The following is a 16,160-nucleotide window of genomic DNA, read 5'->3' on the forward strand; positions in this document are numbered from 1 at the left end:
ACAGTAAAGATAGCACCGCGGCGCCCGGAACCCGCACTATAACTGGCGCAACGCCTCGGCCACGGAGTGTACCGGCTGCTGGCAGGCACGGTTAAAGCAGACATAGAGGGTAGTCTGTTTGTTCCGGGCTTCGCGGCCTTGCAGTAATGGTAATGTGCTGGTTTCCGTAGTTCCGGCTAGCACAACACTAGGCAAGTAGTGGCGGCTCAGCTGTTTGCGAAATTCTTCGGCTTCCGGACCCACAATGGCAATTTCAGCGGTGGGCCGCAACTGAGTGGCGTACAGCCGAGCCCAGTTGCTGAGGCTTTGCGGCTCGTTTGCCACTAGGTCCTGAACTTGCTGAAGCATAGCGGCGGCTAGGTCCGTGTACTGCTGGTTTCCGAGGTGCAGGCCTAGGCGGTGCAGGTTGTGCGCCATCACGGAGTTGGAGGCGGGAATAACGTTGTCGAACAGCTCCTTCTTGCGGGCTATAAGTGGCGCGCTTTGTTTATCAGTGAAGAAAAACAGCTGCTCACTAGGGTCGAAGAAGTGCCCAACCGCATACGCCGTCAGCCGGTCGGCTTCTTGTAGCCACTCTTCGGCGAAGGTGGCCTCATAGAGGCTGATGTATGCCTGAATCACTAGGGCATAATCTTCGAGAAAGCCGGCAATGGTAGCCCGACCGTTTTTGTAGTTGCGACATAGTCCTTCCGCAGAAGTTAGCTTATCGCGCAGAAAATGGGCGTTCTGTAGCGCCAGCGCCAGGAATTCGGGTTCGACGAAGGCACGGTACGCATCGAGAAGCCCTTGTAAGGTTAAGCCATTCCAACCGGTCAGGATCTTATCGTCGAGACCAGGGTGAGGGCGGGCTTCGCGGGCCGCCAAGAGTTGCTGTTGCCAGTTGCCCACCAGTTCCTCTACCAAAGCCGGCGCTAGGTTGTGTTCCTGCGCAAACTCCTCATCAAACATCCGGCGGTGCAAGATATTCACGCCGTGCTCCCAGTTGCCAATTGCTGTGCAGTTGTAGTACGCCGACGCTAGGGCTTCCTCCTGCCCCAAGACCTGGCGTAGCTCCGCCATCGTCCAGACGTAGAACTTGCCCTCCACGCCCTCGCTATCGGCGTCCAACGACGAATAGAAGCCGCCTTCCGGACTCAGCAGCTCGCGCTGTAGAAACCCAACGGTGTCGTATACTACCTGCCGATACAGCTCCACCCCCGTTACCTGGTAGGCTTCGGCGTAGAGGCTCAGGAGCTGGCCATTATCATACAGCATTTTCTCGAAGTGCGGTACCAACCAGTTTTCGTCCACGGAGTACCTAGCAAAGCCGCCCCCTATCTGATCATAGAGGCCGCCCCAGGCCATTTCGCGCAGGGTCAGGTGTAGTTGCTCCAGCATGTTGGGGCTGCCTGTAAGGGCGTGCGTGTGCAGCAAAAACCGCCAGACACTAGGCATCGGAAACTTGGGAGCCGTACCCAGGCCGCCCTGCTGCCGGTCAAACTTCGCGGCCAGGTTATACACGAGCAGCTTGAACTGCTGATCGGAGAGGGTCTCGGCAGTGCTCGATGGGCGGTACCTTTCCAGTTCACTAGCCTGCAACACCTGCCTAAACTGCTCCGCAGAGGCATCCAGCTCCGCCCGGTGCTCACCCGCATATCCTTGCCCAATGCTGGTCAGCAGCTGCAGCCAGTTGCGCGGTGGGAAATACGTGCCGCCATAGAACGGCTTGGCCTCCGAAGTGAGAAACACATTCAGGGGCCAGCCACCCTGCAACCCCATGGCATGCAACGCCTCCATGTACACCTGGTCCACATCGGGCCGCTCCTCTCGGTCTACCTTGATGCAGATAAAGTGCTGGTTCATGACGGCAGCTACCTGCGGATTCTCGAACGATTCGCGCTCCATTACATGGCACCAATGGCACGCTGCATAGCCAATACTCACCAGAATAGGCTTTTGCTCGTCGCGTGCCCGTAGCAGTGCCTCCTCGCCCCATGGGTACCACTCCACGGGGTTGTGGGCGTGCTGAAGCAGATACGGACTTGACTCCTGTGCTAAACGGTTGGTATGCGTAGGCATGGCAGATAGATTTCGGATAGCAGATCAGGTAAATTCTGAGGTTCAGAGTACAGGGCAGAGGCAAGGCTAGGCCACTGTAGAACAGAAAACCCGGCCGAAGAGCCGGGTTTTCTTAATTACGTTGTTTCCGGGGCGGGTGTGTCAGCCCCTGGTTTACGCCGTGGCGGGCGGGGCTTGCGCTTGGGCGCTGCACCTGTTGGGGCGGCTTCTGCTGGCACAGGGGCTTCCGTTATAGCCGGAGCGGGTGCCAAAGCTTCAGTGGCCGCTTTCGGGCGGCGTGGTGGCCGTTTGCGAGCTGGTTTAGCCGCAACCGGAGGTGCTTCAGCGGCTGGTGAGGGTGCTGCTTCAGGCGTAACCGGTGGCTTGGCGGCCGGGCGCTTGCGGCTGCGAGCCGGTGCTTTTGCCGGTTTTGGTGCTGCTTCGGGGGTAGCAGTTACAGCTTCGGGAGTAGCGAGTACGGGGGCCGCGGGTGAGGGCGTTGTCACAGATACAGCTTCAGGCGGCGTTATTGCATCTGGTGCTTCAACTGGAGTAGCACGCGGCGCCCGTGGCTTTGCTGGCGGACGCTTTCGGCTGCGTGTACTAGGGCTAATAGGCTCCGGAGCAGCGGCAACCGGTGCTGTTTCCAGTACCGGGGCTTCTGCCTCGAAAGGAGTAGATGCCTCGACCACGTCCGGAGTTACGCTGGCAGCAGGAGCAAGAGGTAGCTCAACTGCTTGGTCCTCGGTAGGAGCAGAGGCATACAAGGCAGGTCGTTCGGTACGCCCGCCAGAACGGGCAGGGCGTGGAGCCCGCCGGTTATTCCGCTCCCGCCGCGGCTGGTTATTAGCAGGCATTTCGGGGGCAGGCGCCTCTTCCTCCGCTGCAGGCTCTTGCTCGTCAGTAGTTGGCTGGATAGAAGGTGCAACCTCAGCAGGAGCTCGTCGACCGCGCCGCAACTCATCTTCCGTGATGTAGATGACCTCGTCAGCCGGAGTAGTTTCTTCAACCTCATCCTGGATTTGGTCCGGCTGAGTACCTGAATCAGAAACAGCGGCTGGCATGCTAGCCGTAACGGGCTGGTTTTGCGCAGCTTCGGCACCTAGTTCAGCCGCCAAACGAGCATGCTTGCGCTTGGTACGCTTAGCTCCACCGCGGGAACGGCGCTTTTTCTTCCGAACAGGTTCTTCTCCTTCAACAGAAACTTCATCAAAGTCAGTCGCTGCGTCTGTTTCTACTTCCTCTTCGTCGGCTGAAGCAGCTGTGTAGGCGTGCTCGTACGCTACTTCCGATGAAACTTCAATTGCATCTTCGTCCTCATCCTCATTATCCGTTTCCAGCAGTATACCGGCGCCGGCGCCATCCAGAGAGGCTTCCTGCCGGCTGCTTACGCTTACTTCTACCGCGCTGGATACCCCCACATCAATACGCTCCTCGTCATCGTCATACTCTTCCTCTTCCGGCACCATCGGAGCAGGAGGTAGGGGCAAGCCGGCTAATTCGCGCTCCAGATGCAGTGTTTCCATCCTAACATCTGCTAGGCCGCTAACTTTATGCAACCGCTCCAGCGTGCTTTCCAGGAATTGCCGGTGCTCAGGAGATGCCGCGTAGAGCGGCCGATGCCCCAGCGCCTGCCGGATGCCTTCCCATTCTTTCTTAAAACGCCCAAAAGCGGTATCGAAGAAAGTGCGAGTAAACCGCTCCCAAATATAGTTTTCTGCCACTTCCGACGGATGCAGCATATCCGAAGCATAGAACCGGTAGTCGCGCAGATCATCTACCAGCAGTTCGTAGGCTGGGAAATACGACACATCAGGCAGTAATTCGCTCAGGTAATGACAAGCAACCCGCAGCATTGCTTTGCTGGCCGAGTTCAGCACCAGCGTTTCCTTTACATGGCGCACAGGGCTAACCGTCAGAACAAAGCGTAAGCGCGGATTGATGCGGCGCAGATACGCGTGTGTTTCTGCTACAGCCGCAATAATCTCGTCAGCCGTGAGCAGTTCCTTCTCAAACTTCTCAGCAGGTACTTTGTGGCAGTTATTAACGATTTCGTCGGTTTCTCGCAGTCGGTACGCGTAGGCCGTGCCCAGCGTCAGAACTACTAGGTCAGCAGTAGCCAGAAACACGCCGGTTTCGCGCGTTAGGGCCTGAATATGCTGGAGCAATTCTACCGGCGAGCTAGCGCCCACCTGGGCATGCAAGTCATAGCTTTGCCAGCGGCCCCGGGCCTCTACTAGGTGCTGTTGCCAGTCCATGTCTTCACCCGCCGCGGCACGAAGCAGCTTGCAGGCTGAGATAGGGTTAAATACGGTGCCAAACGGATTAGCCATCGTCGCGACTTTAAAGTCAGCGAGACGAGAGCCGATAGAGTCCGAAAAGCAGGAGCCTATCGTCAGCACCCGCGCCGAAAGCGGCAGCTGTTGCGGATGGGGCGTGAGCGGGAGTTCGGTTCGAAACATTTCTTATAATACGGCCTTTTTGGGGCCAACGGATAGGCAACCTACTCAACATCCCTCGTTCGGCCAAAATCCTGACCTAGGCGCTGCCTAAGCAAGGCGAGGGAGAGCCAGCGCAGAAAGGGTAGTACTAACGGAAACTGAGGGACTTCGGGCGCCCGTAAAAGCCCGCTAGCAGGTAGTAAGAAGTAAAAAAGCGCCCGGTTGCATGGGCAACCGGGCGCTCTATACTAGGCATGCAGCCCAACCAGTAGCTTATTCAGCCACTACGTTGAAGCGTACTTTGTGCTTCACCTCGCGGTGCAGATCAACCGTAGCGGTGTACTCACCAACTGCGCTCGGATCAGTATCAAACGACAGACGCTTGCGGTCTACGTCAACACCTTTCGCTTTCAGCGCGTCAGCCAATTGCAGCGTGGTTACACGACCGAAAATGCGGCCGCTTTCACCCACTTTAGCAGCAATGTCAAGTACTACGTTCCCGATTTTGTCAGCGATGCTCTGGGCATCAGCTTTCACCTTCTCGGCTTTATGAGCAGCCTGACGGATGTTTTCGGTTACGATCTTCTTGTTGCTTTTGTCGGCCAATACTGCCAGACCCTGCGGGAGCAGGTAGTTACGGCCGTAGCCTGGCTTTACCACGACGATGTCGTTCTTGTAGCCAAGGCCTTTAACGTCGTCTTTCAGAATTAATTCCATGTCTTTCTTTAGTATTGAGTAGTGAGTAGTAAGTATTGAGTAAGAACCGAGTGAAATGAATTCACAGCTGTCTCACTACTCAATACCAACTATTCAATACTAATTTTCTATTTCAAAGAGTCAGTTACGTAGGGCATCAGAGCCAAGTGACGTGCTTTCGCAACGGCCTGGGCTACTTTGCGCTGAAACTTCAGGCTAGTACCGGTGATGCGACGGGGCAGGATGCGGCCCTGCTCGTTCACAAACTTCAACAGGAAGTTCGGGTCTTTGTAGTCTACGTACTTAATGCCGTTCTTCTGGAAGCGGCAGTATTTCTTGCGCGTATCCTGCTTGTGGATTTTTTCGTTGGCGAGGCTCATCTTCTTGACTACTGGGCTACAGCTTCCGATTGTTTAACTTTCTGCTGGTTCATTTCGCCTTTACGACGACGCGTGCCATAAGCTACAGCATGCTTGTCCAATACAGTGGTGAGGAAACGGATAACCCGCTCGTCACGACGGAACGCAAGTTCCAGCGTGTCTACGACGTTACCTTCGCCGGTGAACTCCACGAGGAAGTAATACCCGGTGTTTTTTTTCTGAATCGGATACGCCAATTTCTTGAGGCCCCAGGATTCAGTGTTGATGATGTCGGCGCTATTTTCCTTAAGCACCTGAGAGAACTTCTCGACCGTCTCTTGCACTTGGCCCTCGTTTAGAACGGGGGTCAGAATGAAGACCGTCTCGTAATTTCTTACTGCCATTACGACGGGGTGAATGATGTGTGAAAAACTAAATGAGGGGCAAAGATAGCAGTATTTATGGCAAGAGCTACCCCTTGTATGTACTTTAATTAGTATAAAGTGGCAGGCTAATAATTTGAGTGTCAATTCCCAAACCTTCTCTACTAATAGGAGTTAGCAAACTAAGGGGGATAAGACGGTGAGCATTGCACTCAGCACGCTAAAGCACTGGCAAGTGCATTAGCAGGAATAAGTGTAGTTGAGTTGTGGTTCTTAGAATGATTCTAAGCTAGCTAGCAAGGGCGAAAATTAGCCAAGGCTGGTTTGTTCTCTGGGTTTCCCGACCTACATTTGTGGCCTTGAAGCACCCCCGAGTTTCTTTTTTCCAGTCAAACTGTGCTATGAATAGCATCCGACTTCGTCCCCTTTCCCGTCTCTTTCTCGCTCTGTTTCTGACCGTTGCTTCCCTGGGTGATACCCTTGGGCAAGCAGTTGGTTCAGCTCCAGCTGTGAGCAAAGAAGGCGTGGCTCCCGGCGCTACTGATGGCGCAACTCCTGCTACGGCAACCGCTCCGGCGGCTGGTGGCGGCGATGCAGCGGCTATTGCCGCCGGCGATGCCCTGTTTAAAGGCAATTGCGCTCAGTGCCATGCTGTCAACGATGTGATAGTAGGTCCGGCTTTGGCTGGTATCACCAAGCGCCGCCCCATGTCCTGGATTATTCCATGGATCAAGAATTCCAGCAAAATGGTTGCCGCTGGCGACGAGTATGCTGTGAAGATCTACAATCAGTATCAGAAACAGCAGATGCCAAGCTTCCAGCTGTCTGATCAGGAAATCACATCTATTGTAGCATGGGTAACTTCGCAAGAAGGTAATGCTAGCCCAGCTAACGGCAATGCGGCCGGAACTGGCATTAAGCCAGCCGATGGCAGCGAAACACCTGGCGTTGCTGGTGCTGAAGCTGGCGATGGTAAGTACATGAACGTGCTGCTTATCGTGCTGGTAGTAGTACTGATTGTGCTAGTAGTGACGCTGGTTATCATTGCCAACATCATGAAGGATGTCCTTCGCGGCCGCAAAGACCTTGATGGTCGCGACCGGGAAGTATTAGAGCAGCGCTTCGATTTCTCTAAAATCTACAAGTCAACGGCTGTTCGCGCAATCGTGGGGGTAGTATTTGTGCTAGCTGTATTGTATGAGACAATCCAAGGTGCAATGGGTGTTGGTCTGACCCAAGGGTATCAGCCTACCCAGCCCATCGCTTTCTCACACAAGCTGCACGCTGGCGAGCATCAGATCAACTGCGCCTACTGCCATACCTCGGTGTACAAGAGCAAGTCGGCTAACATCCCCTCGGCTAACATCTGTATGAACTGCCACTCGCAGATCAAAACGGAGTCCCCTGAAATCAAGAAAATCTATCGTGCTATCGAGCGCAAGCAGCCAATTCAGTGGGTGCGTATCCACAATCTGCCTGACTTGTCGTACTTCAACCACTCGCAGCACACCCAAGTAGGTGGCCTCGAGTGCCAGACGTGCCACGGCCCGATCCAGAATATGGAGGTAGTATATCAGTACTCGCCGCTCACTATGGGCTGGTGCATCAACTGTCACCGCGAAACTCCTCTCAATACGAAGGGTAACGCGTACTACGACAACCTGGTGAAGCTCCACGACAAAGACAATAACGCTGCACCATTCACGGTGTCGTCGAATGGTGGTACGGAGTGCTCGAAGTGCCACTACTAAACTGATAGACGCTCAGAAATCTCAGGCCGTGGTCATCTTGTCACGGCCTGAGGTCTCTAGGTTCAGATCAACCTTTAAAACAGCCTACTTGGAGACTTTAAGGACATATACCCCCAAGTCCCTAAGCCAACAAGACCCTAAGTCCCAAAAACACGATGCAAGAGTCGCCTAAGTACTGGAAGGGAATTGAGGAATTAGAGAACTCACCGGAGTTTGTGAAGAATGCACTCACTGAGTTTGCAGACTTCATGCCAGTGAAGGACTCGCATGGCAGTTCCGATAGCACGGTTGCGCCGCGTCGCGACTTCCTCAAGCTAATGGGCTTCGGCCTTGCTGCTGCAACCCTCGCCAGCTGCGAAACCCCTATTAGAAAAGCAATTCCCTACCTCAATAAGCCTGAAGAGGTTGATCCGGGTATTGCCAATTTTTACGCTTCTAGCTTTTTCAATGGCCAGGACTACAATAGTATCCTGGTAAAGACTCGCGAGGGTCGTCCAATTAAGCTGGAGGGTAACCCTGAGTCGCCCGTTACACGTGGTGGTTTGTCGGCCCGGGCGCAAGCTTCGGTGTTGAGCCTCTACGATGGCGGCCGTCTGCAGCACTTTGCTAAGAAGGGCGCTAAGATTGATAAGGATCAGCTGGACCAGGAGGTTCGCAATGCCCTTGCTGGTGCTGGTCGTATTGCCATCGTATCACCTACGATCATCAGCCCTTCTACTAAGAAGGTAATTGCTGAGTTTGCTGGGCGCTTTGCTGGTACTGAACACGTAATGTATGATGTGAACTCAGTATCTGGCTTGCTCCGTGCAAACGGTGGCGTTCTACCTTCTTACGACTTCAGCAAAGCGAACATTATCGTGAGCTTTGCCGCTGACTTCCTCGGTACGTGGATTTCACCGGTAGAGCATGCTGCTCAGTACGTAGCCAACCGCAAGGTTTCGAGCGAAAAGCGCGCTATGTCGCGTCACTATCAGTTTGAGTCTAACTTCTCACTGACTGGTGCTAACGCTGACATTCGGGTGCCATTAAAGCCCTCCGAAATGGGAGAGGCAGTTCTGGCCCTGTATAATGAAGTAGTTGGTGGTGGTAGCGCGTCAAGCTACAAGAATGCTCGCTTGTCTAAGGCAGCCGCTGATTTGAAAAGCGCAGGAGCTGCTGGCTTGGTAGTTTCCGGTTCAAATGATCCGGCTGTTCAGGCATTGGTAGCTGCTATCAACCAACGGTTAGGTTCTACAGCAGTTGATGTTGTCAATCCATCTTTGGTGCGGCAAGGCGATGATGCTCGCATGAACCGCTTGGTGAATGACATTATCAGTGGTCAGGTAGGTGCTGTAATATTCTACCATGCTAACCCTATTTTTGATCATCCTAAAGGTGCTGAGCTAGCTGCAGCCTTGAAAGGCGGCAAGGTGAAGACCACTATTTCGCTGAATGATCGTCTCGACGAGACCGGCGAATTGTGTACTTACGCCGTTCCTGACCATAACTTCCTTGAGTCTTGGAATGATTATGAGCCTAAGCGCGGCTTCCTGAGCCTTGCTCAACCTGTAATCACTCCATTGTTCGCCACTCGTCAGGCTCAGGATTCTCTGCTGGCTTGGGCTGGAAACCCTACCACTTATTACAACTATCTGCGCACGCAGTGGAAAGCAGTACTAGGTGGTGATTTTACCAAAGCTTGGGACAAGGCAGTACACGATGGTGTTGCTGCGGGTACTGCTTCGCCGGCTACGGTGGCTCAGACAGGTGCTGCGCTTGACGTTAACGGTGCCATTGCGGCCATTAAGTCAGCCCCAAAGCCATCAGGCGTAGAGTTGGTCATCTACGAAAAAGTAGGTATCGGCAATGGAGCCAACATTTTCGCTAACAACCCTTGGCTACACGAACTGCCAGACCCAGTGTCTAAAGCAACTTGGGGTAACTACGTAGCCGTGCCACGCAGCATGGCAGTAGAGCAAAAATGGGAGCAGGGAGATGTTGTTAAGGTAACTGCTAACGGTAAATCCGTTGAGCTTCCAGTCCTGATTCAGCCAGGTCAGGCTGCTGGTACGGTTGCTATCGCTCTTGGCTATGGTCGTACCAAGGCTGGCCGTGTTGGAAACGAAGTAGGTGCCAATGTGTTGCCACTAGCTCAAATGCGTAACGACGCGCTGGTGTTTAGCAACGCAGTACAGATCACGAGCACTGACGCTAAGTCTCCAATTGCTCAGACCCAGACGCACCACACCATCATGGACCGTAAGTCGGTGGTGCAGGAGTCTACGCTGGCCCAGTATATCAAGAATCCGAAGGAGGTAACGGAATACGAGAAGATTTCTACCCCGGAAGGATTGGAGAAGCCCAACAAGGTTTCTCTGTGGCAGGATTACGAGTACAAAAACCACCATTGGGGTATGGCCATTGACCTCAACTCGTGCATCGGCTGCGGCTCATGCGTGATTGGGTGTCAGGTAGAAAACAATATTGCAGTAGTAGGGAAGCAGGAGGTACTAAACCGTCGGGAGATGCACTGGATGCGTATCGACCGGTACTATGGTTCAGATCACCACAAAGACGAGTTCGAAGAAGCTGGTAAGCTTAGCACCTACGCAGCTATGGAAGACCCTTCGGAGAACCCGCAGGTGATCTTCCAGCCAATGATGTGCCAGCACTGCAATCACGCTCCTTGCGAAACGGTATGCCCCGTACTGGCTACTACCCACAGCTCGGAAGGTCTCAACCAAATGACCTATAACCGTTGCGTTGGTACTCGCTATTGCGCAAACAACTGCCCATACAAAGTGCGCCGCTTCAACTGGTTCTCTTACTACTCTAATGAGAAATTTGAGAATGTAAACGGTCACATGTTCACGGACCTCGGCCGCATGGTGCTTAACCCTGACGTTACTGTACGGGCCCGCGGTGTGATGGAGAAGTGCTCACTCTGTGTGCAGCGTATTCAGCTTGGTAAGCTGGAAGCTAAAAAGCAGAAGCGTCGTCCGAAAGATGGCGAAGTTGTTTCAGCCTGCGCCCAGTCCTGTCCAACCCAAGCCATCGTGTTTGGCGACATGCGTGACCCTAGCTCTCGCATTTCGCAGATCCTGCGTCGCGAGGACGGAGAGCGTGCCTTCCACGTGCTAGATTCGATCAACGTACAGCCGAACATTACTTATCTGACGAAAATCCGCAACTCGGAAGCGTCGGAGTTCAACGCCTAGCAACAGAGCTAAGGGGAAGGGCAGGAGTGCCCACCGCATTATTGCCCTTCCCCGATTCACTCCTTTAAGTTCATAAACTATGCAGCACGTATCGCCTGTACGGGAGCCGCTCGTTACCGGGGGGAAAACGTACCACGACGTCACCCAGGACGTGTGTCGCCAGGTAGAAGCCGCGCCGAACATTCGGTGGATGGCCGCCCTGAGCGTCGCCCTTGTTCTCCTCGGCGTTTTCTTTTACTCAGTATACCGTACCTTATGGTATGGTATTGGGGAGTGGGGTCTGAATAAAACAGTGGGCTGGGCCTGGGACATTACCAACTTCGTATGGTGGGTAGGTATCGGTCACGCTGGTACTCTTATTTCAGCAGTGCTTCTACTGTTTCGTCAGAAGTGGCGGACCTCTATCAACCGCGCTGCAGAGGCAATGACCATCTTTGCTGTAATCTGCGCCGCTATGTTCCCGGTGTTGCACATGGGTCGTCCATGGCTGGCATATTGGGTATTCCCTCTACAGAACACCTTTGGTTCTCTATGGGTAAACTTCAACTCTCCTCTGTTGTGGGACGTGTTTGCCATCTCGACTTACTTCTCGGTGTCGCTGGTATTCTGGTATACTGGTCTTGTTCCTGATTTTGCTACCATCCGTGACCGCGCCAAAGGTCCAATTGCTAAAGTGGCTTACTCGCTACTTAGCTTCGGATGGAAAGGTTCGGCCAAGCATTGGTCGCGCTATGAGACGGTTTCTCTGATTCTGGCTGGTGTATCTACGCCCCTAGTACTTTCGGTACATACCATTGTATCGATGGACTTTGCTACTTCGGTGGTTCCAGGTTGGCACACTACCATCTTCCCTCCTTATTTCGTTGCTGGTGCAATCTTCTCCGGCTTCGCAATGGTACTTACCCTGATGCTTATCACACGGGTGGTATTCAAGTTGGAAGACTACATCACCATTGAGCACATTGCCCTCATGAACAAAATCATGATGGTTACCGGCTCTATCGTAGGTGTTGCTTATATCACAGAGTTCTTTATTGCATGGTACTCTCAGGTTGAGTTCGAGCAGTACGCTTTCATCAACCGTGCTACTGGTCCTTACTGGTGGGCATACTGGTCGATGATGACCTGCAACGTAATCACGCCGCAGCTGGTATGGATTCGTCGGGTGCGTTACAGCATTCCGCTTACGTTCATCCTCTCTATTATTGTAAACATCGGTATGTGGTTTGAGCGTTTCGTAATTATCGTAACCTCATTGCACCGCGACTACCTGCCTTCTAGCTGGGTAATGTTTTCGCCTACCATTATCGATATCGGTATTTATGTAGGTACCATTGGTCTGTTCTTCACTCTATTCCTGTTGTTCGCTAAGTTCTTCCCAGTGATCAACATGGCAGAAGTGAAGTCAGTACTGAAATACACGGTAGATAATGGCCCTACTTATACCGGCCATGATCCTCACCACGCTCCTCAGCCTGCTACCACCCACGGAGTTCCAGCCTCGGCCTCTGTAAACTACGATAAGCATGACTAAGCGCTTCGCCCTCGGCATCTTCGACGACGAAGACGTGCTGCTGCACGCCGTTGAAAACGTCCGCGAAGCGGGCGTTAAGATCTACGAAGTATTCACGCCGTTCCCAATCCACGGTATCGACGATGCTCTAGGTATCGAACGGTCGCGCCTCCCGATTGCAGCGTTTTTCTTTGGCCTTACTGGCCTAAGCTTCGCGCTCTGGATGCAGATCTACATGCTGGGTTTTGACTGGCCGATGATTATTGGTGGTAAGCCACACATTGCTTTGCCTGCATTTATCCCGGTTGCGTTCGAGCTAACAGTGCTCTTCTGCTGCCATGGTATGGTCATCACGTTCTATACCATCAGTAAGCTCTATCCGCGCTGGAAAACACCAGTTCTTGATGTACGCTCCACAGACGACAAGTTCGTGATGGCCATTGAGGTAAACGAAAGCACCGACATGACCAAGCTTACTCAGTTGCTGCGTAACAATGGCGCTTCGGAGGTGAACCAAAAAGAAATGTCTAAGTTCTAATGACGCATTCGCTGAAAATAACTCTGCAAGCGTCGGCGGTTCTGCTGGCATCGGTGTTCACCACCGCCTGCAACCGAGCCGATGACCCTGGTTTGGAGTATGCTCCTGAGATGTACCACTCCATCCCATATGAGCCGCTAAAGCAGGAAAGCTCTAATAAGGTGAACCCAATGGGGTTGAACATGCGTGTTCCTGCCATTGGAACCGTACCTAGAGGTAAGGTTAACTACTTTACGCACATTGGTAAGGATGATATTGCCACAGCTGAAACCAGTCTGCGTAATCCTTACACGTACACTAAAGCAACCCTTGAAGAAGGAAAAACGCTTTATGCACGTAACTGCCAGCATTGCCACGGTGAAGCTGGTGCCGGTGATGGTCCTGTAGCTGCTAAGTTCAAAGGTGTTCCTAATTATTCAGTTGGGGCATATAAAACCATGAACGATGGCCACATATACCATGTGATTCAATGGGGCAAAGGCCGTATGATGCCACATGGTTCGCAGGTTAATCCCGAAGAGCGGTGGAAGATTGCTATGTATGTGCGCATGCTTCAGCAAGGTAAGGGCCCTGATGGAATGACTGATTTTCTGAAGGCTAGCGGCGCATCAAATGCCGTAGTTGCAGACTCATCTCAGACTACAGACACCCAGAACCAGAAACCAGTACGCGAGGCGCAAGCTGACAAAGCATCTGAAACTCCTGGTCAAGGTGACAAGGCTCGTAACGGCACGGCAATTTAATCTGCTCCTATGGCAACTCTGACGCATCAAGAAAGCGTTACGGCTGAATACCTGGAGGTTTCGCCGAACGCTAGAAAAAAATTCATTACCATCATCGTTGCTGGTGTTGTAGTGCTAGCCATTGGTCTGCTTATGGCAGCATTTGGTGTCGGTGCTGAGCACCACGAAGGTGCAGCCGCAGCTCATGGCGCTGGCCATGGTGCCGGAGCTGCTGAAGGGCATCACGGAAGTCCTACCTGGCTGAAGCGACTGATTGTAAGCCTATGGCATAATAACGTCTTCTTTACCGGAGTGTCTGCTATTGGTACTGTTTTCATGGCTATCCAATATGTAGCATATGCTGGCTGGTCAGTTCTGATCAAGCGTATTAATGAGGCACTAAGTGCTTGGTTAATTCCCGGTTTGGTAATCATGGTAGCAGTTTTCCTGGTAAGCTTGATCAATAATGATCTTTTTCACTGGACTCTGCCAGGTATCATGGAAAAAGGCAATGCCAATTATGATGCTATCATAGCTGGTAAATCAGGCTTCCTGAACATTCCCTTCTACCTGATTCGGATGGTTCTGTTCTTGGGTTTGTGGGCGTTCTTCACCAAGCGACTTCGTGATCTATCATTGGCCGAAGACCTGAACGGTGGCACGGAGTACTTCCATAAAAGCATCAACGTTTCGGCAATGTTCTTGGTAGTTTATGCCGTTACATCATCGATTGCTGCATGGGACTGGGTAATGTCAGTCGATACGCACTGGTTCTCTACCATGTTTGGATGGTATGTATTTGCCTCGTGGTGGGTATCAGGTATTGCTGCTGTGACCTTGTGTACTATCCTTTTGAAACAGGCTGGCTACCTTCCCTTTGTAAAAGAAGGTCACTTGCATGACTTGGGTAAGTTCATGTTCGGTTTCAGTATCTTCTGGACTTATGTATGGTTCTCGCAGTTCATGCTGATCTGGTACGCCAACCTACCAGAAGAGTCGGTTTACTTTAACCAGCGTCTAGGAGGCTTCGGTGGACGCTATACTTGGCTGTTCTTTGGCAACCTGTTAATCAACTTCGTATTCCCCTTCTTGGTGTTGATGACACGTGATGCTAAGCGTCAAATGATCATGATGAAAATCGTGAGCATTGCCATTTTGGTTGGCCACTGGTCAGACTTCTATCTAATGCTGATGCCCGGAACAATGAAGGCCGACAACGGGTTTATAATTGAAATCGGGACTGCGCTTATTTTCTTGGGAGCGTTCCTGATTTTAATGACCAAGCGTTTGTCGCAAGCCTCTTTGGTTCCGGTTCACCATCCGTTCTTAGACGAGAGCGTTCACCACACTACCTAAATTTTAGTAGCTAGAAGTCAGAAGCCACTACGTAAGAACTCTTACTACGCTTCTGGCTTCTGGCTTCTAGCATCTAACTTCCTCTACAGTATGACTGCTCTTGGTATTCTTCTGGTGCTGGCGTTGCTACTGGTCGTATTCGGCCTGTTGTTCCGCCTCCAGATTCTGACCTCTATCTTCTCGGGTAGCTCTTCCCGAGAAGTAGGCATCAGCAACCGTGTCAACGCCATCTTGTTCGTAATATTTCTAGTTGTTGGCGGCGCTGCTTTTGCATGGTCGTTCATGGACAACTATGATAAGATGAACCCACCCATTGCTTCGGTTCATGGCCATGCCACTGAGCGGATGTTCTGGACCACCATGATTATCCTGGGTATCGTGTTTACTCTGACTCAGGTGCTGCTATTTGTGTATTCTTACAAGTATCAGCATAAAGAGGGCCGTCGGGCATTCTTTTTTCCTCACAACAACAAAATTGAAGTTATATGGACTTTGATTCCTGCCATTGTAATGGCTGGACTTGTGTTTGCTGGTTGGAAAGAGTGGTCTCGAATTACGGGCCCTGCCCCTAAAGACGCTATTGTGGTGGAAGTAATGGGCAAGCAGTTCAACTGGCTTGTGCGCTACCCCGGTCGTGACCAAAAACTAGGATTGGTTAACTACCGCCTCATTGATGCTACGAATGAATTTGGCTTCGACCTGAGTGACCAGAATGGCATTGATGATTTTGTGGCTCCGGAGATACACGTACCCAAAGGGCACCCCGTGTTACTGAAGATCCGTTCGCGTGATGTATTGCACGCAGTATATATGCCTCATTTCCGTGTGCAGATGTACGCAGTGCCGGGCATGCCAACCAAGTTTTGGTTTACTCCTACCAAGACTACCGACGAAATGCGTGCTCAGACAGGTAATCCTAAATTCACCTATGAGCTAGCCTGTAACCAAATCTGCGGTCGTGGTCACTTCGCAATGAAGCTGAACATTGTGGTGGACGAACCAGATGACTATGTAGCTTGGTTTGGTCAGCAAAAGTCTTTCTCTGAGCAAAACCCAGAAGTATTAGCTTCTTTCAAACAGAAGTCGGAGAAACTGGTTGAGAATGGAGCTGCTGCCGTAGTTCCTACTGCCGCAAAGGCTTCGCTCTAATCTAATTTAATTGCACGC

The 16,160-nt window shown here is 52.2% G+C and carries 12 protein-coding genes; 7 read left to right on the plus strand and 5 right to left on the minus strand.

Features of this window, described 5'->3' with window-relative positions:
- Window positions 1-36 precede the first annotated feature (36 nt).
- The 5 genes from ACYVGU_RS18710 to rpsF all read right to left on the minus strand — a co-directional run bounded on the left by ACYVGU_RS18710 (window position 37) and on the right by rpsF (window position 5,937).
- Window positions 37-2,058 carry a thioredoxin domain-containing protein gene (locus ACYVGU_RS18710; RefSeq protein WP_460623297.1) on the minus strand — a complete coding sequence of 674 codons (2,022 nt, stop codon included), beginning with the start codon at window positions 2,056-2,058 and terminating at the stop codon, window positions 37-39.
- A gap of 116 nt (window positions 2,059-2,174) precedes the next feature.
- Window positions 2,175-4,499, minus strand: coding sequence for a GSCFA domain-containing protein (locus ACYVGU_RS18715; protein ID WP_460623298.1), 2,325 nt, complete (start codon window positions 4,497-4,499; stop codon window positions 2,175-2,177).
- Between the two features lie 252 nt (window positions 4,500-4,751).
- On the minus strand, window positions 4,752-5,195 hold the full coding sequence (gene rplI / locus ACYVGU_RS18720; protein ID WP_460614169.1) for a bL9 family ribosomal protein: 444 nt from the start codon (window positions 5,193-5,195) through the stop codon (window positions 4,752-4,754).
- 107 nt (window positions 5,196-5,302) lie between these two features.
- Window positions 5,303-5,554 (minus strand): 30S ribosomal protein S18, encoded by a 252-nt coding sequence (gene rpsR, locus ACYVGU_RS18725; RefSeq protein ID WP_044002832.1) that lies wholly within the window; start codon window positions 5,552-5,554, stop codon window positions 5,303-5,305.
- Between the two features lie 8 nt (window positions 5,555-5,562).
- The gene (gene rpsF / locus ACYVGU_RS18730; protein ID WP_460614171.1) at window positions 5,563-5,937 is read right to left on the minus strand and encodes a 30S ribosomal protein S6; all 375 of its coding nucleotides are present in this window, start codon (window positions 5,935-5,937) and stop codon (window positions 5,563-5,565) included.
- A gap of 380 nt (window positions 5,938-6,317) precedes the next feature.
- Between rpsF and ACYVGU_RS18735 the strand changes: the two genes are divergently transcribed.
- The 7 genes from ACYVGU_RS18735 to ACYVGU_RS18765 all read left to right on the plus strand — a co-directional run bounded on the left by ACYVGU_RS18735 (window position 6,318) and on the right by ACYVGU_RS18765 (window position 16,142).
- Window positions 6,318-7,667: a cytochrome c3 family protein gene (locus ACYVGU_RS18735; protein ID WP_460614172.1), complete on the plus strand. Its 1,350-nt coding sequence runs from the start codon at window positions 6,318-6,320 to the stop codon at window positions 7,665-7,667.
- 155 nt (window positions 7,668-7,822) lie between these two features.
- Window positions 7,823-10,864, plus strand: coding sequence for a Fe-S-cluster-containing hydrogenase (locus ACYVGU_RS18740; protein WP_460623299.1), 3,042 nt, complete (start codon window positions 7,823-7,825; stop codon window positions 10,862-10,864).
- Window positions 10,865-10,943: 79 nt separating this feature from the next.
- On the plus strand, window positions 10,944-12,398 hold the full coding sequence (gene nrfD / locus ACYVGU_RS18745; RefSeq protein WP_460614174.1) for an NrfD/PsrC family molybdoenzyme membrane anchor subunit: 1,455 nt from the start codon (window positions 10,944-10,946) through the stop codon (window positions 12,396-12,398).
- Window positions 12,391-12,915: a DUF3341 domain-containing protein gene (locus tag ACYVGU_RS18750; RefSeq protein WP_460614175.1), complete on the plus strand. Its 525-nt coding sequence runs from the start codon at window positions 12,391-12,393 to the stop codon at window positions 12,913-12,915. The genes nrfD and ACYVGU_RS18750 overlap by 8 nt, the downstream gene beginning before the upstream one ends.
- Window positions 12,915-13,658: a c-type cytochrome gene (locus ACYVGU_RS18755; RefSeq protein ID WP_460623300.1), complete on the plus strand. Its 744-nt coding sequence runs from the start codon at window positions 12,915-12,917 to the stop codon at window positions 13,656-13,658. Before ACYVGU_RS18750 ends, ACYVGU_RS18755 begins: the two co-directional genes overlap by 1 nt.
- Before the next feature lie 9 nt (window positions 13,659-13,667).
- Window positions 13,668-14,993: a quinol:cytochrome C oxidoreductase gene (locus ACYVGU_RS18760; RefSeq protein WP_460623301.1), complete on the plus strand. Its 1,326-nt coding sequence runs from the start codon at window positions 13,668-13,670 to the stop codon at window positions 14,991-14,993.
- 90 nt (window positions 14,994-15,083) lie between these two features.
- Entirely contained in the window at window positions 15,084-16,142 is a 1,059-nt protein-coding gene (locus ACYVGU_RS18765) for a cytochrome c oxidase subunit II (RefSeq protein WP_460614178.1), read from the plus strand.
- The last annotated feature ends 18 nt before the right edge of the window (window positions 16,143-16,160 follow it).

The organism is Hymenobacter tenuis (genome assembly GCF_054780495.1).